We start from the raw sequence: 18,324 nt of genomic DNA, 5'->3' as shown, positions 1-18,324 counted from the left end.
CTCTGAAAAGGAAAACGGCTTTACGCCAACGCCCCGACAGGCTCCAGAATTTCCTGGGTCTCGGGCTGCTCCGCTTCCACGGGCACCGGCAGAACCTTGTGTTCCAGATACATGTCCCTGTTGGCATCCAGATGCCGAAGAAACGCGTTGTTCAGGGCATGGCCGGAAGCAAAAATCTCGAAATGCCCCTGAATGGGCAGGCCGTAGACAGCCAAGTCGCCGACGAAATCCAGCATCTTGTGCCGGACGAACTCGTCCTTGAAGCGCAGGCCTTCGGCATTGATGACACCGTATTCGTCCAACACCACGGCATTGTCGAGTGAACCGCCCAGAGCCAAGCCGTTCGCATGCAGATAGTCCACTTCCTTGAGAAAGCCGAACGTTCTGGCCTTGGCCACATCAGCAGCGAAATTTTCCGGGGTGATCTCGCGGACCAGTCGCTGCGTGCCGATGGTGGGATGAGCAAACTCAATGGTGTAGTCCACGCGGAAGCCGTCGTAGGGCCGAGCCTTGACATACTTGCCGTCCTGCTCGAAATTCACGTTCTTCCTGATGGCCATGACCTGACGAGGTTTGGCCTGACGACGTACGCCAGCCTGCTTGAGCAGATAGACAAAGGGAGCGGCGCTGCCATCCATGATGGGCACTTCGCGGCCCATGACCTCAATCTGAATATTGTCTATACCCATGCCCCGGACAGCAGCCATGAGATGCTCGACAGTGGCGACGGTAGCATGACCATCACCAAGCACCGTGGCCAGACCGGTTTCCACGACCAGGGACGGGTTGGGAGTCAGAAAGGTGGTACCGGAATCGCTGCGCAGGGAAAAGAGAATGCCGGTATCTTCGGGAGCGGGACGAAGCACGAGCTCAACCTGTTTCCCACTGTGAAGTCCGATGCCGGTGCAGCGAACCGATGTATGTATTGTGGTTTGTAGCATTATTCCTCCAGTTGAAAACCGATTTCATACAAGCAAAAACGGTGCCAACTGGATAGATTATTATAACAGTTTGAAATTAAAGCTTTTTTCCAGAAAAGTGACAATTTCAAACTGTTGTTTTCCTGCAAATCATTGTATTTTTACCACGGAAATGAAGCGGAACTGTTGCATTTTTGCGATTATAATTTTCGTGCGCGAGCCACCCTGTCCAGCCCGGCAAGGTCCGGAAGCACCTCAACGCAACGAAATTGCTGATCCTGTCCGGACAGTATTTTTTTTACCCCATCCCCTTGCCGGTATCCGATCTCCATCAGAAACAATCCGCCCGGCTTCAGTACATCGCCAACGAGCGGGACAAGGTCCCGAACAAGGTCCAGTCCATCCTCGCCGCCCAGCAGGGCCGTGGCGGGTTCGAATCCAGTAACCTCTCGACTTGCCTCGGCATATTCGGATTCCGTGACATATGGAGGATTGGACACGACCAAGTCGAAAATCCCGTCCGAAAACAACGGACGGGTAAAGTCCGCTCGGACAAAGGCGAGTCGGCCAGTGACGTTGTGATGCTCGGCATTGCAACGGGCCGTGCACAGCGCGCCGGAGCTCATGTCCACGGCCACCCCCCTTGCCCGAGGAAACAGGGTCGCCAGAGTCACGGCAATGGCTCCGGACCCGGTACCGAAATCCACGAACCGAAAGGATGCGTCATGAGGGAATGCGGCTTCCACCGCTTCGATGATGTGCTCGGTCTCGGGTCTCGGAATGAGCGTATCGGAATTGACGTCAAAGTCCAGACCATAGAATTCGCGGGTTCCAAGAATGTAGGCCACGGGTTCGCCGACGGCCCTGCGTTGCCACAAGGCCTCAAACGCCTGCTGCTGTTCGGACGGAACCACGCGATCATGGTCCATGACAAGCCGCAAACGCGTGCAGTCCAAGGCCTCGGCCAAAAGCAATTCTGCGGAAAGGCGAGGAGAATCCACGCCTTTCCGCAGCAAATCAGCTTCACAACGGGCCAGAAGTTCCCGAATGGAAAACGCCATGCGGTGCAACCGGTCCAAAAGGGATCAATTGCCCTGCGCCTTGAGCGCTTCAGCCTGATAATGGCTGATCAGGGCATCGGTAAGTTCCTCGAGATCGCCTTCCATGACCTGCTCCAGCTTGTAGAGTGTCAGGTTGATGCGATGGTCGGAAACACGGCCCTGCGGGAAATTGTAGGTACGAATGCGTTCGGAACGGTCGCCGGTTCCCACCTGACTGCGGCGGGTAGCGTCTTCCTCGGCCTTGGCCTTTTCCTGCTCCAGTTGGAGCAGACGGGCGCGAAGCACTTTCAGGGCCTTGGCCTTGTTCTTGTGCTGGGACTTCTCGTCCTGACAGGAAACCACCAGTCCGGTGGGAATGTGGGTAATGCGGATGGCGGAGTCCGTGGTGTTGACGGACTGGCCTCCCGGGCCGGAGGACCGGAACACGTCCACGCGGATTTCCTCGGGCTTGATGTCCACATCGACTTCCGCGGCCTCCGCCATGATGGCGACAGTTACTGCAGACGTGTGAATCCTGCCCTGGGACTCGGTGGCCGGAACGCGCTGAACGCGATGGGTGCCGGACTCGAACTTGAGGCGACTGTAGACCATGTCACCGGAAATGGACGCGATAATTTCCTTGTATCCGCCGGAACCCGTTGAATGGGATTCGAGAATCTCCACTTTCCACTTCAGGATTTCGGCATAGCGGGAATACATGCGGAACAGGTCGGCGGCAAAAAGCGCAGCCTCGTCGCCGCCGGTGCCCGCACGAATCTCCAGAATGATGTTCTTCTCATCCATGGGATCCTTGGGCAGCAGCAGGACCTTGAGTTCCTCTTCCAATTTGGGAAGCTGTCCCTCGATCTCATGAATCTCGGCCTTGGCCATGTCACGAATGTCGGGATCACTGTCGGCCAGCAGTTCCTTGTTGTCCGCCAGCTCGCTGCTCAGGGCCTTGTATTCGCGAAACACCTTGACCACATCCCCGAGTTCGGAATGCGCCTTGGAAATCTTGCGATATCGGTCCTGATCATTGAAAATTCCCGGCTCTGCCAGTTCCTGCTCCAGGCTTTCGAACCTGACCTCGATCTCTTCAAGTTTTGCGAACATCTATCAGCACTCCTCGGCCTTGACGGCACCCTTCAAGGCGGCGATGGCCACCTCGATCTGACTGTCATCGGGCTCTTTGGTGGTCAAAAGCTGCATCATCAGTCCGGGCCAGCACATGGCCTTGCACAGGATGTTCTCATTGAACCGGCCGGAGAACTTGATCAGTTCATAGGCGATGCAACTGATGGGCACCATCAGCAACAGCTTCATGCCCACAATGTACAGGTGTTTGACAATGAAATTCCCGGGCGCCCAGATCATGAGCAGAAGCGGCACGAGTACTGCGTAAAGCAGAATGCTGACCGCCAGCACGAACAGAAGGAACGCGGTTCCGCAGCGCGGATGCAGCCGGCTGTAGCCGTGCGTCGCTGCCGGGGTCAGTCCGTGTCCGGCTTCCCAGGTCCAGATGACCTTGTGCTCGGCTCCATGATACTCGAAAACGCGACGGATATCCGGAATGAAGGAAATGGCGAAGATGTAGCCGAGAAACACGGCCATCTTGAAAACGCCGTCCCAGAGATGAAAACTGAGGGAATCGACATCACCGGCCAGACCGAGGAATTCCATTCCCACGGAAATGAAGTGCGGCAGGACAACGAAAAGCCCCAGAGCCGCAGCAAGAGCCAAGGCCATGGTCATGACCAGATGAAAGGACGTGATTTCGCTTTCACCACTCTCTTCGTCTTCAGCGGCCTGAACCGCGGAAAAATTCAGTGCCTTGATTCCGTTGACCATGGTTTCCATGAGTACGGGGAATCCACGCAAAAAAGGCTTCCGCAGCAATGGATGGCGGGTCAGAGAGAACCAGGGACGGACATCAACGAGAATATCTCCATCGGTCTTGCGCACGGCAATGGCGAGGGAGTTCCGGGCGCGCATCATCACGCCCTCGATAACGGCCTGCCCGCCAACAGTCTGGGGGGCGGCAAAGATAAGCAGGTTCCGCAGCTTCAAGCGTATTCCTCCGGTTGGGCGATTTCAACGGACTCCGGTTTTCCGGTTCCCTTTCAAGGCACTGAGTTAAGAACTGCGCTCGAAAAAGTAAAGGTCCGTATGACAAAAACAATATGCCTTCGTCGGGTCGTCCAACGAAGGCATATTGACGCACGCTTCGGCGGAAATAGCTATTCGGCGGTCTTGCGCTGCTCGTCGAACTTGGCGTACTTTTTGCGGAAACGATCAATGCGGCCGGCAGTATCTACGAAACGCTGCTTGCCGGTGTAGAACGGGTGGCAGTTGGAACAAATTTCAACGTCCACGTTTTCGCCCTTGGTGCTCACGATCTCGCTTTCGTAGCCGCAGTGGCAGCGAAACTTTGCCTTAAAAGTCTTGGGATGAATATCTTTTTTCATGACGGTCTCCTGTCTTCGTTTGCGTGGAACTTGGTTTTATACTCACTGCCCAAACGGTTCGCAAGTAAAAAAGTGATGTGCGGGTGGAAGGTCCGCACGTCCCACGACCGTCGAGTGCGCCCCTCACCTACACGCATCGACGACGGATTTCAACTGTTTTTCAGCCTGTTTTCGCAATTCTTCGGAACCACTCGCCAGAAACGGTCTTTTGCGAAATCCCCTTCCACATCCAGCAGCACAAAAAAAGAGCGAAAGCCGAAGCCCCCGCTCTTGTAGTCCCATGATTCGGTGCGGTTTAGACGCAACCGGTGGGCTTGGGCAGGCCAGCCATCTTACAGGCTCCCTTGCCGGGTCCGGAGGGGAACAGCTCGTAGATCTGTTTCAGCTTGAAGCCGGTCACCTTGGACAGAATGCGGACCATCGGAGCGATGCCGTTCTTCTTGTAGTAGTCCTGCAGGAAATCGATCACCTTCTGGTGGTCATCGGTGATTTCCTTGATGCCTTCGGTCTCCTTCACGTAATCGACCCATTCAGGGGTCCAATCGTCAAAACGCTGCAGGAAGCCGTCTTCGTCTACTTCAAAGGTCTTGCCCTGGAATTCAACAACAGCCATTGTATCCTCCTAAGGATTTACGTCTATGCTGTTAGGGGTAATGTTGCTCCTAAAAGGAGCCGCCATATCCAGTTAAACAGCGATCCGCTGTTTGTAACCTGAGTGGTCCTCGAATTGCCCAAACACTCTTACGACCCATAGGGCAACTTTGTCAACCTGGACACCGATATCCACATCCGGTCGATACCTGTGCACCAATCACTCCGCCTGGGCCTGCAACTCCTCGAAATGCGTCCGGGCATACTCCAGCCCCGGGTCCATTTCCAACGCTGCGCCGAGATAATCCAGCGCCTCGCCCGTATTGCCCATGAACTTGTGACACAGGCCGAGGTTGGCCAGATCGTGCGGGGAGCCGGAATCGATGTCCAGAGAGGCCTGAAAATCACTGGCCGCCCGTTCATATTTGCCCTGCTTGAAATAGGCGACTCCACGCAGATTGAAGAACTCCTTGACCTCGGCATCGTATTCCACGGCCCGACCAAGGGGTGCCACGCACTCTTCCCATTCCTCCATCTGCGACAGCACATATCCCTGATAAAAGGCGGCAAGACCGCGTTCCTCGTTGGCGGGCTGCAAGGGTTCGGCTTCGGAAAACATGTCCAGCGCATACCCGGAATCGCCCATGCGCAAGGCCAGAAGCCCTCGGAAGAACGGCAGAAAGTATGCCTCCGGATATATCTCCTCCAGCACGTCCAGTCCTTCCAGAGCCTCATCGAACTCCGAATCCTCGGCCAGAATGCGACCGACGAACAGGCCCAGACTCCGGTTAGGCGTACGCTCTCGGAAGTCGAATCCCGGCACCAGATTGTAATTTGCCGCAACCATGAGATCGGGATGCCGGGTATCCACGGAATACAGGGGATAGCCCTTGGCTGCCAAGCCATTGGCCAGCGCCTTGAGCTCGTTGTAGATATCCCTGTCTTCCACGCTCGGCAGGGAATTCAGGGAAACAAGCGGTCCGCTTCTGAGCCATTCAGCCTGATCCAGCTCGGAGAACTTGGGCAATCCCGAGGCTTCGTAGACCCTGCTGGTCTCGAAATCCCCGGCAAGTTGCGCCACCTCGGTCACGGCGCGGATGGCCGCCTTTGCCGGAGACGCAGCGGTTCCGGCCGTGAACACGATTTCGCTCAAGGCGGGAAACGTCTTTCCGTCCCATGCGATGGCAGCGACCGTGGGAACGGGAAAACCAAGGGAAAAATCCTTCAGGATGAGCGTAATCCCATTATCCCGAAAGCAGCGGCACAACCGCTCCAGCACGGGATCGGCCAGATTTTCCTGATCAATGGTGGGAAGCTCGGGCCGCGTCCGATCGATCACGGCGCAAACGTGCCGCTCGACCAATTCGCACCCGCCCTGGCAAATGGATTCCTCGAAGGTATTGCCTGCGGAAGACCCGTTGAATTCGTTGAGCTTCTTGAACCAGTCCAGTGGCGCATACTCCACGGACTCGGTACAGACGTTGAAAAGGGGATGAAACTTCCAGCGCACGAGGTCCATGACCCTGCGGGCCTGATCCGGAGACAGGGAGTCCTCCACGGAATCGATGACCCGCGCGATATCCATGACCTGTCCGGGCCAGCGAGTCTCGGCCTCGGACCATGTCAATTCCTCGAAGTTGGCCGGATCGTTCCAAAAGGAAAAGTAGCTGAATCGCTCCACCAGCTCCATGAGTGCGGACGCTTCTGCCTGCTCAGGGGACGCCCCCTTGCCCATCTGCTTGCGCGTGGGCATCACGTCGCGTGCGGCCGGACCGCATTTGCTCACGAAAACCGGAATGCCGAGCCGTCCGGTATCCACCCGGTCGGTTTCAGCAAGCACTCCGGCACATTTCTCCTCCAGCCGAGCCTTGACCCGGGCCACGGTGTCTCCGGGAGAGCAAGCCTTGTCCTGATCACGGGTAAAGGACTTGGGACAGGAATTCAACGTGATCATGCTACTTCCTTCTCAGGCGGAAAAGCAGGACTTCCCTGGATTCGCCCTTGTCCTTGATGTTTGCGGCTGTCCGCATCATGGCGAACCTGTCGGAGGCAAGCTGAAAGAACCGTCTGGCCTGACGCTTGCCATCCAGAGCGAGAAAAACCTCTCCTGCGCCTGCCGAAGCCAGGTGATCATCGAGAAAACCGACGAGCGGCTCATAGGCGGCCTCGGTATACACCACTTCGCAACCGAGAATGTAGTCGAAACGTTCTCCCAGACTGTCACGGGTGAAATCCACGCGCCGCACGGTCAACTTGTTATCCAAACCGTTTTTCAGGGCATTGATGCGGCTGAACAGCAGTGCATCCTCGTCCACATCCGTAACCACCACGTCCAGCCCGCGGCGAGCCAGCAGCAGGCCGTTGACTGCGCATCCCGCTCCGATTTCGATGACCTTCGCGTTCTCGGGAAACGGATACTTGTCCAGCATTGCGCCCAGCACCATGCAGGACGGCCATATCTTGGCCCAAAGCGGCAGATCCACGGATTTGCCGGACCGGGTCCTGGAAACGAGCTTGTCGATATATTTGGGCATGTCCACGATCTGGAGCACTTCCAGTTCGCCGCCACCGAAATGAAAGGGTTCAAACCGCACTTCCCCGAATTTCTTCCGGGCAAGGTCCATGAGCGCCTCGAAAGGCTGGCCCAGATCATATTTCATATCCGCCAAAACAATCCCCCTCCTGGGATAGGTGTTGCTGAAAATCAGTGATCCATCCGGTTGATCTTGTCCAGCGTCCACAGGGAACCGGGCGCGGTTTCGTCACGAGAGAATTCCCACACGGTACGCACATGTTCACGCTGTCCCCCGGAAATGCCCTTGCGCAGATCCGCATCAAACTGGACCGTCACGCTGGTGGTCCCGTTTTCCGTCCTCACATCCACAAGCCGGGCGTCAAGAAGCATGATCTCGGTACGAGCCGCAACCCCGCCGGTCTCCAGATCGGCCACGGCCTGAGCATAGACTTCATCCGAAATGAAATCCCGGATGGAATCAAGGTCCCTGTTGTCGCCAGCTTCCTGAAATCGGGAAAAGAAAATCTTCGCACCTTCCAGAAACTCCGAGGAATCGAAATCCCCCTGCCCGTGCGCGGCTTGCGGCGCGTTCTCCACAGGTTCGGGCCGGGCTTCTCCCGTCTGAAAATATTCCCAGGAACGCCGAGCCGCCTCATACCTGTCCACACCGCGCCGCATCTTGCCGTCCGCATCGTCCTGCGAATCATCGGAATCCCGCATGTCCATCCTGTTCCGATCCTGTTCCTGATCCTCGTTTCCCGAGCGTCTGCGAAACGCGCGAAAAATGAAGAATACGACGAAGACCCCCCTTGACCACGGTCTTGGGATCGTTGAGCGCCGTGACCATGATGACCTTCGCCTCATCCGAGGGTTTGCATTCGAATTCCTGCTCGAGTTCACGAATTTCCTTGAGCGCCTGATGCCCGTCCTTGTTGGGCATCATGATATCCATGCATACGAGATCATAGGGCGAGCCCTTGACCAGAGCCTCCCTGAACCTGTCCACGCATTCCACGCCGTCCGACGCGGTGTCGCATTCGCCGTAATCCGCGAGCAGTGCGGTCAGAAGCTTGCGACTCGTGAACTCGTCTTCCACAATCAGAATACGCATGAATCCTCCGAAAAACACTCCCGCGGCAAGAGGGTCGCCCCGGGTTCACAACGGTCAATACATGCAAACGCCGCCCCGCACAAGGCGGGGATATTGCTTTTTCGCCTCGGGAAATTCCCTCTTGCCTCCGATGCACGCCCATCGTAGGAAAAGGAGCTTCCGGCAAGGCCGAAACGCAACCCAACATCCGGAGAAAACGCCCAATGACCGATTTCATTCATCTCGCCTTCAACGCAGGGCTGGATATTTTCAACAATCCCCAATGGCGGGCATGGCCCTTTGGCTCGGGGTACGGCGACGCCCTGCTGCCGTCCCTCGCCAGATTCGCTTTCGTCGCCCTGCTGCTCGGGGTAATCCTCCTCTTCCTGCGCCTCCTGTTCGGGCCCAAGGGCATCTTCCGTGACAAGGAACTGGACCGCGAAGCCGAGGAACTGCGCCAACAGGAAATTGCGGAATTGACGAAACAGTTCGAGGCAGGAGAAGTGGGAGAAGCCGAATTCCAGGTACGCAAGCGCAAAATCCGGAAGTCGTAGCAATCATGGACCTCGACAGACACATACGCCGCCTCGCGGAGCATTCCCGTCAGCATCTGATCGGAACACCGGATTACGATTACCATATCCAGCTCAAGCTGGAGCACTCCCTCCGCGTTCTCGACAATGCGCGGGAAATCGTGGAAGGCGACGGCATAACCGGACGCACTCGGGACCTGACCCTGCTCGCGGCCCTGTATCACGATATCGGACGCTTCACGCAATACGCCCGCTACAGGACCTACAATGACAGGGAATCCGCAAATCACGCAAGACTGGGCGTTCTGGCCCTGCGCACCCCGGGGTTCATCGACCATCTTCCGGCCGCGGATCAACGGCTGATCCGTGCGGCCATCGGACTGCACAATGTCAAGACTCTGCCCTCCTCCCTGCCGGAACCGCTGAACACAGCCGCAAGAATCGTGCGCGACAGCGACAAGCTGGACATATTTCCGGTCATGATCACCCACCTGGGCGGGGACAAACCGCTTGATCCGGTGGTCGTGCTCGGCGCAACCCAGCACCCCACACGATACACGCAATCCATTCTTCAGGACGTACTGGCCGGACGCACGGGCAGTTACAGCGAAATACGCTGGTCCAACGACTTCAAGATGCTGGTGGCGGGCTGGATCAACGACTTCAACACCGAAACCGGCCTCGACCTTCTGGCACGCAGCGGCAACATGGAAAAACTGCTCGCTCTGCTCCCGGACATTCCGGAAATCATCAAGCTGAAACACCGCATACTCAACCAACTTCATTATAAAATGCCGTCATCCCCTTGCTAGAAACGGCTTGTGCAGGTAGCCTTGATGCAAAAGGCGAATTCAACCAGCACAAACCGTCATGCCACAGAAAAAAGACAGCAAAGCATACAGGGCGTTCAAGCACGCCGTGGTTCTCACGAACATCGACGTGCATTCCAAACGCGATCAGGCCTCCATCATGGTGTTCGGCCCGGACACGGTGAAGGCGTTTTCCTCGGGTGCGGACGCCATCGATCACATCCATGGCAATCCCGTGGACCTGATCCTGTGCGACTCATCTCTGGATGACATGTCCGGCATCAAGTTCTGCCAAATCATGCGCAAGAACATGAGCGGACGTCCCCTGCCCATCATCATGGTCACTCTGGAGAACCGGAAGGACCATGTACTGGACGCCATTGCCGCAGGCTGCCTCGGCTATGTGCTCCGGCCCTATTCCATGGAGACCTTCGAACGCTATCTCATCCTCGCCAACCAGCTCGACAACTACCCGGAAATCGAGGAAATGGAGTTGCAGGAAGCCAAGAGCATGGTGGAACGCGGAGATTTCGACGAAGCCATCGAAGCCTTCGAGGAACTCATCTCCTATCAGGATGAGGCACAACGCTACTACGACATGGGCTGCTCCTACCTGATGCAGGGGAAATACGGCAAAGCCATCGTGGCCTTCAAGAAGGCGGTCAAGATCAACGACCTGTTTGCCGAGGCCTACAAAGGGCTGGCCGAGGCCTACAAGGCCAAGGGCGATCTGGAAAGCTTCAAGCAGTTCCTCAAGAAGGCCGCGGACATCCACGCCCAGTTCGACAGACTGGAGCAGACCAAGGAACTGTTCATCGAAATTCTCAAATACGAATCCGACACGCCCAACCCGTTCAACAGTCTCGGGGTAACCCTTCGCAAGCAGGGCGACTATCCCGGCGCGATCCATGCCTATGCGCAGGCTCTGGAGCTCACGCCCAACGACGAGAACATCTACTTCAACATGGCCAAGGCCTTCTACTTCATGGGCAGGCTGACCGAAGCGTCCGACGCCGTGGACAAATCCCTGCAAATGAACCCGGAATTCCGCGAGGCCCACAAGCTCTACCAGCGGATTCACGGCAAACCATGGCGACCTGTACCCGGCAGGACGCAACGCCCCCGCCCGCTTCCCGAGGGGCAAAAGGAATCCGCAAAGGACGTCTGACCGCATGCCCTACGAACCGCTCGTCCGCATCGGCTCGTTTCTGGCCGTCCTGCTCATCATGGCCTGGGCCGAGCATGCACGGCCGAAACGTGTGCCCCGGCCGCCGCGCAAGGGCCGCTGGTTCGCCAACCTCGGCACGGCCTTCCTGTCCACGGGAATCGTCAGACTCCTCTTCCCGGTCCTTCCGGCCGCGCTTGCAGCACTGTGCGCCCAATACGGCTGGGGCCTTTTCAACCTTCTCGATCTGCCGCTCCCCATCTCGGTTCCCGCAACCATACTCCTGCTGGACATGGCCGTGTACTGGCAGCATGTGGCATTCCACAGATTCCTTCCGCTCTGGCGCATTCATCGCATGCACCATGCCGACCTGCACATCGACGCAAGCACCGGGGTCCGATTCCATCCGCTGGAAATAATCCTGTCCATGGTCTACAAGCTGACACTTGTCGCGATACTCGGGCCTCCGGTCCTCGGCGTAATCCTGTTCGAAATCGTGCTGAACGGCTGCGCCCTGTTCAATCACGCCAATCTTGCGCTGCCCGCCGGAGTCGACCGCATCCTCAGACTTGCCGTGGTCACGCCGGACATGCACCGCGTGCACCATTCCACGGACATGCATGAGGCAAACCGCAACTTCGGCTTCAACTTCCCTTGGTGGGACAGACTCTTTTCCACCTACAAACCCCAACCAGACCTCGGGCACCACAACATGGCCATAGGGCTGAACATCTTTCGATCTCCCTCCTCCCAGACACTGGGCGGCATGTTGAGCATACCTTTTCTCTAATACCCCCCAAGGGTACTTTACATTATTCCGGGAATGGGTATCCTGAACAGGAACCCGAACAACCGGAGACAGTCATGAACACTTCCATTGCATACGACATCGTCATTCTCGGTTCCGGCCCTGCCGGTCTGCAGGCCGCCATACACGCATCCCGCAAAAAGGCCCGTACCCTCATGCTCGGCCGTCTGGACAACTCCAGCCTGTACTGGGCCCACGTGGAAAACTACTGCTGCCAGCTCACCATGTCCGGCGAGGAAATCCTGCGCACGGGCCGCGAGCAGGCAATCTCCTTCGGTGCCGAATTCCGCGACGAGGACGTCCTGTCCATCGAACGGGAGGATGCCGGTTTTGCGCTGACAACGGAATCCGGCGACACGATCCGGACGCACACCGTCATCCTCGCCACGGGCTCGAGCCGCAACAAGCTGGGCGTACCCGGAGAAAAGGACCTGCTCGGCAAGGGCGTGAGCTACTGCGTGGATTGCGACGCAGGCTTCTTCCGCAACGAAGTGGTGGCAGTGGCAGGCTCCCGCAGTGCAGCCGCAGGAGGCGCGGTCACCCTGACCCGGTTCGCTTCCGAGGTGCACCTGATCAGCGACAGGCTGGACATTGCCCCGGCCCTGCGCAAACAGCTCGACGATTCCGGCGTGCTGGTGCATGAAGGCGCTTCCATCAAGCGCATCCTCGGTGAAAACGCGGTGACCGGACTGGAGCTGGAAGACGGCTCGGTTCTCGATGTTACCGGCGTATTCATCGAACTCGGCGCAAAGGGCGTGCTCGAACTGACCGCATCCCTGGGGCTGCAACTGGATGAAAGCATGAAGTACATTGAAACCGACAAGAAGATGCGCACCAATGTGGACGGCGTTTTTGCGGCCGGGGACATCTGCGGTCCTCCGCTGCAAATGGCCAAGGCTGTCGGTGAAGGCTGCGTGGCGGGCATAACCGCCGCCAACTATGCCAAAAAGGCCGGACAGACGAAATAACGTCCCGCCCTATGAACTGTCGGTCATGCACTGAAGCTGGGACGCCACGAACCGGGAGATGCGATCACGCATTTCCCGGTCCTTTTCCGAAAATCGCAGCACCGCATGCATATCCCGGTCGCGCATGAACACGGACTGCACTTCGCAAGACACGTCATACCCGCGTTCAGGGTCGAACGGACGAAACGCAAGACGCACTTCCCTGTCCGAATCCCGATCAGTCAGACAGCTTCCGGGCTCACGAAACCGGACCCGGGCACAGGATTCGGACATATCCTCGACCACGGCATCCATGCTCCGCTCTCCGAGCATGACCGTCGCCGGGAAACGACAGCCGCAGCGGGGTTCGCACCGCTCATCCGCATCCACCGCGAATCCCGGATAATCCAGTTCCACAAGTTCGCCGAGCGCGGTCACCGAATTCAGGACACGGGACCGGAAGGCCCGCAACCGCCCTTCCTGCACGAACTTGACCAGAGCGCGGGAATCGGTGCGAAGCCGCTCCAGAATGGGAGGCGTGAGCGGAGAGTAGACAACCAGTCTGTTGCCGTTCCTGACATCGGCGATCACGCTGAGCAGACGATCCCCGAACGTGGAATATTCCACCAGCACCTTGTCTCCGGGTACCAATCGCATGTCCCACCCTTTTCCGGATTTGCAACCAGTCTAGGCCGTGGAAATTTCCGGGGCAATGATATATGCGTAGCCCTGCCGCAAATCCGAACACAAGGAAACGACCATCATGCTCAAACACTCCGGAGCCCTCTGCTGGATAGGCTGCCTTCTGACTCTGGGATATCAGGGACTGATGTGGCTCATCCACGGGACATGGCCCTCCCTGACGCTCATGGATGCACTTCGCAACCTCAACGGCTCGGATCTGGCATCCATCATGAGCCACCTTTCCTTCGGCCTCGCCATCAAGATCACCTACGTGGCCCTGACCACGGAACTGGCTCTGGCCCTCTGGTGGCTGGGAGTCGGCTTCTTCGTGCTTTTCGCCGTGCTCAACGTGATTCGCGGCAGATAATCCGCAAGCCGCATACCTTCCAGACTCGAAAAGCTGCCCATTTTCCTGTCCCGGTTACAGGGATATCCTGCCCCCCTTTCCGCATATCCACTCTTCTGTCCAAAGGAATAATCGCCGGGAGTGGACTTGTCTTTCGATTTTCCGTTATGAGGAAGTAATCGAAAAAATCCGCAAGGGGTCCTTGTCTTGAACAAACGATACCTCACGATTTCCGTTCTGACCGGGCTGTTGTTTCTGACCGCCGTTGTCGGATACCTGATCCCGGCCGATTCCGAAGCCGTTCCGGTCCGGTTGCTCCTCGCCAACAAGGGCGGCAAGGTCATTCTCGATCATCAGGCCCATGCCGCATGGCAGAACGACCGTTGCGGCGACTGTCATCACACCTCGGGCAACGACCCGAAACCGCCCCGCTGCGGGGAATGCCACGCCCGCAAGTTCGATCAGACGTTCGCGGATACCCACCAGGACCTCCTGAACGAATCACAGTGTGCGGCCTGCCATCATCCGAGCGCGACCATCGACAATTTCTCCCACGACGCGCACGTCGAGGACTACACGGATCAGGATTGCCAGGCATGCCATCATCCCCCGGACATCGATCCCGGTCCGCAGTCCTGCGCAAACTGTCATGCCGACACAGCCGAAAACGGCAAGCCCTCGCTCAGGGACGCAGCCCATGCGCGATGCGCCGACTGCCATGATGAATACATTCATTCCGAAACGGTTGAATGCGGATTCTGCCATGTCCGCAAGCAGGAAGAGACCGGCACGGACACGGCATGCTCCGCCTGTCATCCCGGCCCCACGGACACTCTGCTGCCGACACGCACCAAGGCTTTCCACGGCCAATGCATGGGCTGTCATGAAACACAGGACACGGGACCGTTCGGAGAAAGGGAATGCAACCAGTGTCACATGAAATAGGAGCGACAGCATCATGACCTCGTTCAGCTTCAGCCTGCTCACCGGAGAAACCGGCCCCCTGACGCGCGCTCCGGAACCGGATCGGCTGCGCATTCCCTCGCCGTGCCACGAGCCACTGGTTCGCGAAGGGGAAACCGTGGCGGCGGGACAGAAAATCGCGGCGGCGGAAATTCCCGGCAAGGGCGACATGCACGCTCCATTGGGCGGCACAGTGGAAAACGTCCGTACCGACCACATCGCCATGACCACCTCCGGCAGCGGACTGGCGGACTCCGGGAAAATTCCCGGACAGGGTGGCGAACCTCTCAGGGAATGGCTGCGCTCCATGGGCGCGGACGTATCCCGTCTCGGGCCGGCCCGCGACCTGATCGTGAATGCCGTGCCCCCGGAACCGGGCATAACCGCATACGATCCCCTGCTCCGCGATTACCGGAAGATGCTGGAACTGGGACTGGAAACCATACAGAAATTCGTGAACCCGACGCGCACGCATCTGATCGTGGCCAACGGCAACCGGGCCAATGCATTCAGCAACTGCAATGTCGTCCATGTTCCGGCCAGATATCCGGAAGGTCTTGACCAGCTCGTCCTGCGCCGCGTCACGGGGCGGGAATACCGGCTGGACGATCCTCTGGACAACGCAGCCATAACCAATCCTTCGGAACTGTATCTGATCGGCCGTCTCATGGAGAGCGGCCGCCCCATCACCCAGACCGTGCTGACCATTGCGGGCCGCAATGTACTGGCCCATGTCGGCACCCCGGTCGGCCTGCTTTTCGAAAGCGCGGACATTTCCCCGGCCCCGGGAGACAGGGTGGTCATCGGCGGACTGATGCGTGGCATCACCGCAGTCAATCTGGAACAGGGCGTGAACAAGGGCGACTACGGTCTGTCTCTGGTCCGCATGGGCGAATACCCGGAGACCTCGGACGCGTTCTGCATCGGATGCGCCGAATGCGAACGCCACTGTCCGGCCCGGATCATGCCCGGGATGATCAGCCGCTGCGCGGAATTCAAGCAATTCCATCGCGCCGAGGCCTATCAGGTGGATTCCTGCATCGAATGCGGCATCTGCGGCTACTGGTGCACGGCACGCAGACCTCTGCTCCACTACATCCGCTACGCCAAGCAGGAACTCGCCCTGCTTCGGGGCGCCTGCGACATTCCGGAACCGGACCAGTCCAAGGCAACCGCAGGGGAGGAAGCATGAAGCCGCTCGATCCCATTCTCACCGTGGCATGGCCGCCCCACGCGCATTGCGGCAGGACCGTGATCGGCCGCATGACCGAAATCATGGTCGCGCTCATGCCTGCCGCCTTTCTGGCCGTGGCCGCATTCGGCATGGAGGCGCTCCGCGTCATGAGCCTGTGCTGCGCCGTGGCCGTGATCACGGAATACGGCTGTTCGAAAGCCATGCGCATAGAACCCCGGACATGGGATTTCCATTCCCTGCTCATCGGGCTGATGTTCGCATTTCTCCTGCCCGCATCCGCGCCATGGTGGCTGGCCGTGGTGGGCAGTGCAGCCAGCGTGGCACTCGGCAAGATGATCTTCGGGGGCCTTGGCGGCAACCCGCTCTGCCCGCCTCTCGTGGGATGGGCCATATGCCGTCTTTCGTGGCCGGATGTCATGGATACCAATGCCACCATGCTTTCCTCGGCCCTGCCTGCGCCCCTGCACCAGCTCAAGGCATTCGGTCTGGAATCCGTCCAATCCATTCCCCTGACCGATCTGCTGCTCGGCAGACAGCTCGGCGGATTGGGCGAGGTCCAGCTGCTCGGTCTGCTCGCCGGAGCCGCATTCCTGTTCCTTCGGCGTCATCTCCGCTGGCAGATACCTGTCGGCTTCATTGCCGGTCTTCTGGCAACGGCCACAGTCTACCGCATGATCGATCCCGCTGCCTATGCGCCGCCTCTGTTCCACCTGCTGGCGGGCGGTTCCCTGTTCGGAGCCTTCTTTCTTGCACCGGACACATCCAGTTCCCCGATTGGACGCATCCCGGCCGTTCTCTACGGTCTCATCGCCGGAACTCTGGTCATCATCATTCGAGTCTACGGCATCTACCCGGACGGCGTGCCCTTTGCCATTCTGCTGGCCAACCTGTTCACCCCGCTGCTGGACCGCATCCGGCCTCAGGCTTTCGGCATGCGCCGGGAAGACATCGCAGCCAGAGGAGGCGGCCATGAATGACATGGTGAAAATGGTCGTGGTCCTGTCCCTGATCTGCGGTCTGTCCGGACTGACTCTGGCCTCGGTTCGCAAGGCCACGGCCCCGGTCATCGAGGAACAGGTGCTCACCCATGTTCAGGGCCCGGCCCTGAAGCAGATTTTCCCGTCTCATGACAACAATCCGGTCAGGGACCGCAAGCGGATGGACCTTGGCGACGGCAAAAGTCTGACCGTGTTCCCGGCCTTCCGGAACGGCAAGCTCACGGGCGTGGCGTTCGAGACCTTTGGCAAGGGCTACGGAGGCCCAATCGGAATCATGGTCGGATTCGCCACGGACGGTTCCAGGCTGGAAGGCATCGGCGTGACCACGCTCAAGGAAACACCTGGGCTCGGCGCACGCATCGTGGAGCCGGAATTCCGCGACCAGTTCACCAACCACTCCATGGAAAGGATCGCCCTGACCAAACAGGGCGGGGACATCAACGCCGTGGCCGGAGCCACCATCTCCTCCACGGGCACGGTAGCCGCCGTGAATCAGGCCGTGAACCTCTTCCGCAGGATCAAGGACCGCATCAGCGCGGAATGGGAATCATAGGACAACGCCATGAACAGAATATGGAAGGAATTTTCCAAGGGATTGTGGAAGGACCTGCCGCCGTTCAAGGTCGTGCTGGGCCTGTGCCCGGTGCTGGCCGTGACCAAGACTGCGGACAACGGCTTCGGCATGGGATGCGCCGTGATCTTCGTGCTCACCCTGTCCAACCTGCTGGTCTCCATGCTGCGCAAGCTCATCCCGGCCAAGGTGCGCATCGCCTGCTTCATCGTGGTGGCTGCGTCGCTGGTGGTCACCGTGGAACTGCTCATGCAGGCCTATGCCTATCCCCTGTACCAGCAGCTCGGCATCTTCGTACCGCTCATCGTGGTCAACTGCATCATCCTCGGCCGTGCCGAGGCCTTTGCTTCCAAGAATCCGATCATCCTGTCCGTGGCCGACGGACTGGGCATGGGAGTGGGATTCACGCTTTCCCTGACATTTCTCGGCTCGGTGCGCGAAATACTGGGATACGGCACATGGTTCGGCATGGAAATCATGGGTGCGTGGTACAAGCCCTTCACCTTCATGGTCGAGGCCCCGGGCGCATTCGTCTGTCTCGGGCTGATCGTGGCGGGCATGAACGCCCTGACCAACTGGCAAAGGCGCAACAAGGGACTGGAGGCCATCACCGGCCCGGCCCACGACTGCGCCAACTGCGGCATGTGCATGACCAGACCGCAACAATTCTAGCGGGGAGACGGC

Annotated in this window: 22 protein-coding genes; 11 read left to right on the top strand and 11 right to left on the bottom strand. The window is 58.5% G+C overall.

Annotated elements, in window-relative coordinates; genetic code table 11:
• Nucleotides 1–20: 20 nt before the first annotated feature.
• The 10 genes from lpxC to MPN23_RS02650 all read right to left on the bottom strand — a co-directional run bounded on the left by lpxC (nt 21) and on the right by MPN23_RS02650 (nt 8,642).
• Nucleotides 21–941 carry a UDP-3-O-acyl-N-acetylglucosamine deacetylase gene (gene lpxC / locus MPN23_RS02695; RefSeq protein WP_243545979.1) on the bottom strand — a complete coding sequence of 307 codons (921 nt, stop codon included), beginning with the start codon at nt 939–941 and terminating at the stop codon, nt 21–23.
• Between the two features lie 179 nt (nt 942–1,120).
• Nucleotides 1,121–1,981, bottom strand: coding sequence for a peptide chain release factor N(5)-glutamine methyltransferase (gene prmC, locus MPN23_RS02690; protein ID WP_243545977.1), 861 nt, complete (start codon nt 1,979–1,981; stop codon nt 1,121–1,123).
• A 24-nt stretch (nt 1,982–2,005) separates the two neighbouring features.
• Nucleotides 2,006–3,073: a peptide chain release factor 1 gene (prfA, locus tag MPN23_RS02685; RefSeq protein ID WP_243545975.1), complete on the bottom strand. Its 1,068-nt coding sequence runs from the start codon at nt 3,071–3,073 to the stop codon at nt 2,006–2,008.
• A gap of 3 nt (nt 3,074–3,076) precedes the next feature.
• A complete protein-coding gene (locus tag MPN23_RS02680) occupies nt 3,077–4,033 on the bottom strand; it encodes a DUF1385 domain-containing protein (RefSeq protein WP_424450068.1) in 957 nt (318 codons plus the stop codon).
• Between the two features lie 164 nt (nt 4,034–4,197).
• The gene (gene rpmE / locus MPN23_RS02675; protein ID WP_243545968.1) at nt 4,198–4,425 is read right to left on the bottom strand and encodes a 50S ribosomal protein L31; all 228 of its coding nucleotides are present in this window, start codon (nt 4,423–4,425) and stop codon (nt 4,198–4,200) included.
• A gap of 295 nt (nt 4,426–4,720) precedes the next feature.
• Nucleotides 4,721–5,038 (bottom strand): TusE/DsrC/DsvC family sulfur relay protein, encoded by a 318-nt coding sequence (locus MPN23_RS02670; RefSeq protein WP_243545966.1) that lies wholly within the window; start codon nt 5,036–5,038, stop codon nt 4,721–4,723.
• A 198-nt stretch (nt 5,039–5,236) separates the two neighbouring features.
• Entirely contained in the window at nt 5,237–6,970 is a 1,734-nt protein-coding gene (locus tag MPN23_RS02665; RefSeq protein WP_243545965.1) for a YcaO-like family protein, read from the bottom strand.
• Nucleotide 6,971: 1 nt separating this feature from the next.
• Entirely contained in the window at nt 6,972–7,676 is a 705-nt protein-coding gene (locus MPN23_RS02660; protein ID WP_243547342.1) for a class I SAM-dependent methyltransferase, read from the bottom strand.
• A 44-nt stretch (nt 7,677–7,720) separates the two neighbouring features.
• Entirely contained in the window at nt 7,721–8,251 is a 531-nt protein-coding gene (locus tag MPN23_RS02655; RefSeq protein ID WP_243545964.1) for a Tim44 domain-containing protein, read from the bottom strand.
• The gene (locus MPN23_RS02650) at nt 8,235–8,642 is read right to left on the bottom strand and encodes a response regulator (RefSeq protein WP_243545963.1); all 408 of its coding nucleotides are present in this window, start codon (nt 8,640–8,642) and stop codon (nt 8,235–8,237) included. Before MPN23_RS02650 ends, MPN23_RS02655 begins: the two co-directional genes overlap by 17 nt.
• 203 nt (nt 8,643–8,845) lie before the next feature.
• Here MPN23_RS02650 and MPN23_RS02645 point away from each other — a divergent pair, with 203 nt between their 5' ends.
• From MPN23_RS02645 to MPN23_RS02625, 5 genes are all read left to right on the top strand, one after another.
• Nucleotides 8,846–9,175, top strand: a complete 330-nt coding sequence (locus tag MPN23_RS02645) for an SHOCT domain-containing protein (protein WP_243545962.1) — start codon at nt 8,846–8,848, stop codon at nt 9,173–9,175.
• 5 nt (nt 9,176–9,180) lie between these two features.
• Complete coding sequence (locus tag MPN23_RS02640; protein ID WP_243545961.1) at nt 9,181–9,966, top strand: HD domain-containing protein; 786 nt, start codon at nt 9,181–9,183, stop codon at nt 9,964–9,966.
• Nucleotides 9,967–10,024: 58 nt separating this feature from the next.
• A complete protein-coding gene (locus MPN23_RS02635; protein WP_243545959.1) occupies nt 10,025–11,131 on the top strand; it encodes a response regulator in 1,107 nt (368 codons plus the stop codon).
• 4 nt (nt 11,132–11,135) lie between these two features.
• Nucleotides 11,136–11,918, top strand: coding sequence for a sterol desaturase family protein (locus tag MPN23_RS02630; RefSeq protein ID WP_243545958.1), 783 nt, complete (start codon nt 11,136–11,138; stop codon nt 11,916–11,918).
• A gap of 74 nt (nt 11,919–11,992) precedes the next feature.
• Entirely contained in the window at nt 11,993–12,904 is a 912-nt protein-coding gene (locus MPN23_RS02625) for an NAD(P)/FAD-dependent oxidoreductase (protein ID WP_243545956.1), read from the top strand.
• Between the two features lie 9 nt (nt 12,905–12,913).
• Here MPN23_RS02625 and MPN23_RS02620 read toward each other — a convergent pair whose 3' ends face one another.
• Nucleotides 12,914–13,540 carry a PilZ domain-containing protein gene (locus MPN23_RS02620; RefSeq protein ID WP_243545955.1) on the bottom strand — a complete coding sequence of 209 codons (627 nt, stop codon included), beginning with the start codon at nt 13,538–13,540 and terminating at the stop codon, nt 12,914–12,916.
• A gap of 106 nt (nt 13,541–13,646) precedes the next feature.
• Here MPN23_RS02620 and MPN23_RS02615 point away from each other — a divergent pair, with 106 nt between their 5' ends.
• From MPN23_RS02615 to rsxE, 6 genes are all read left to right on the top strand, one after another.
• Nucleotides 13,647–13,934 (top strand): potassium:proton antiporter, encoded by a 288-nt coding sequence (locus MPN23_RS02615; protein ID WP_243545954.1) that lies wholly within the window; start codon nt 13,647–13,649, stop codon nt 13,932–13,934.
• A 186-nt stretch (nt 13,935–14,120) separates the two neighbouring features.
• A complete protein-coding gene (locus MPN23_RS02610) occupies nt 14,121–14,858 on the top strand; it encodes a cytochrome c3 family protein (protein WP_243545952.1) in 738 nt (245 codons plus the stop codon).
• A 13-nt stretch (nt 14,859–14,871) separates the two neighbouring features.
• Nucleotides 14,872–16,068, top strand: a complete 1,197-nt coding sequence (locus MPN23_RS02605) for an electron transporter RnfC (protein WP_243545950.1) — start codon at nt 14,872–14,874, stop codon at nt 16,066–16,068.
• A complete protein-coding gene (locus MPN23_RS02600) occupies nt 16,065–17,048 on the top strand; it encodes an RnfABCDGE type electron transport complex subunit D (RefSeq protein WP_243545948.1) in 984 nt (327 codons plus the stop codon). The genes MPN23_RS02605 and MPN23_RS02600 overlap by 4 nt, the downstream gene beginning before the upstream one ends.
• Nucleotides 17,041–17,622, top strand: coding sequence for an RnfABCDGE type electron transport complex subunit G (gene rnfG, locus MPN23_RS02595; RefSeq protein ID WP_243545947.1), 582 nt, complete (start codon nt 17,041–17,043; stop codon nt 17,620–17,622). Before MPN23_RS02600 ends, rnfG begins: the two co-directional genes overlap by 8 nt.
• Before the next feature lie 9 nt (nt 17,623–17,631).
• Entirely contained in the window at nt 17,632–18,312 is a 681-nt protein-coding gene (rsxE, locus tag MPN23_RS02590; RefSeq protein WP_243545945.1) for an electron transport complex subunit RsxE, read from the top strand.
• Nucleotides 18,313–18,324: the final 12 nt, after the last annotated feature.

Source organism: Pseudodesulfovibrio tunisiensis (genome assembly GCF_022809775.1).
In the GTDB taxonomy this organism is placed as follows: Bacteria; Desulfobacterota; Desulfovibrionia; order Desulfovibrionales; family Desulfovibrionaceae; genus Pseudodesulfovibrio; species Pseudodesulfovibrio tunisiensis.
The sequence above is the reverse complement of the archived record's forward strand: the minus strand, read 5'-3'. Positions and strand labels throughout refer to the sequence as shown.

Bases quoted from the DNA above. Each gene is read 5' to 3' on its own strand.
- lpxC (WP_243545979.1), bottom strand. From the start codon at position 941: ATGCTACAAACCACAATACATACATCGGTTCGCTGCACCGGCATCGGA.
- prmC (WP_243545977.1), bottom strand. From the start codon at position 1,981: ATGGCGTTTTCCATTCGGGAACTTCTGGCCCGTTGTGAAGCTGATTTG.
- prfA (WP_243545975.1), bottom strand. From the start codon at position 3,073: ATGTTCGCAAAACTTGAAGAGATCGAGGTCAGGTTCGAAAGCCTGGAG.
- rpmE (WP_243545968.1), bottom strand. From the start codon at position 4,425: ATGAAAAAAGATATTCATCCCAAGACTTTTAAGGCAAAGTTTCGCTGC.
- MPN23_RS02670 (WP_243545966.1), bottom strand. From the start codon at position 5,038: ATGGCTGTTGTTGAATTCCAGGGCAAGACCTTTGAAGTAGACGAAGAC.
- MPN23_RS02665 (WP_243545965.1), bottom strand. From the start codon at position 6,970: ATGATCACGTTGAATTCCTGTCCCAAGTCCTTTACCCGTGATCAGGAC.
- MPN23_RS02660 (WP_243547342.1), bottom strand. From the start codon at position 7,676: ATGAAATATGATCTGGGCCAGCCTTTCGAGGCGCTCATGGACCTTGCC.
- MPN23_RS02655 (WP_243545964.1), bottom strand. From the start codon at position 8,251: ATGCGGGATTCCGATGATTCGCAGGACGATGCGGACGGCAAGATGCGG.
- MPN23_RS02650 (WP_243545963.1), bottom strand. From the start codon at position 8,642: ATGCGTATTCTGATTGTGGAAGACGAGTTCACGAGTCGCAAGCTTCTG.
- MPN23_RS02645 (WP_243545962.1), top strand. From the start codon at position 8,846: ATGACCGATTTCATTCATCTCGCCTTCAACGCAGGGCTGGATATTTTC.
- MPN23_RS02640 (WP_243545961.1), top strand. From the start codon at position 9,181: ATGGACCTCGACAGACACATACGCCGCCTCGCGGAGCATTCCCGTCAG.
- MPN23_RS02635 (WP_243545959.1), top strand. From the start codon at position 10,025: ATGCCACAGAAAAAAGACAGCAAAGCATACAGGGCGTTCAAGCACGCC.
- MPN23_RS02630 (WP_243545958.1), top strand. From the start codon at position 11,136: ATGCCCTACGAACCGCTCGTCCGCATCGGCTCGTTTCTGGCCGTCCTG.
- MPN23_RS02625 (WP_243545956.1), top strand. From the start codon at position 11,993: ATGAACACTTCCATTGCATACGACATCGTCATTCTCGGTTCCGGCCCT.
- MPN23_RS02620 (WP_243545955.1), bottom strand. From the start codon at position 13,540: ATGCGATTGGTACCCGGAGACAAGGTGCTGGTGGAATATTCCACGTTC.
- MPN23_RS02615 (WP_243545954.1), top strand. From the start codon at position 13,647: ATGCTCAAACACTCCGGAGCCCTCTGCTGGATAGGCTGCCTTCTGACT.
- MPN23_RS02605 (WP_243545950.1), top strand. From the start codon at position 14,872: ATGACCTCGTTCAGCTTCAGCCTGCTCACCGGAGAAACCGGCCCCCTG.
- MPN23_RS02600 (WP_243545948.1), top strand. From the start codon at position 16,065: ATGAAGCCGCTCGATCCCATTCTCACCGTGGCATGGCCGCCCCACGCG.
- rnfG (WP_243545947.1), top strand. From the start codon at position 17,041: ATGAATGACATGGTGAAAATGGTCGTGGTCCTGTCCCTGATCTGCGGT.
- rsxE (WP_243545945.1), top strand. From the start codon at position 17,632: ATGAACAGAATATGGAAGGAATTTTCCAAGGGATTGTGGAAGGACCTG.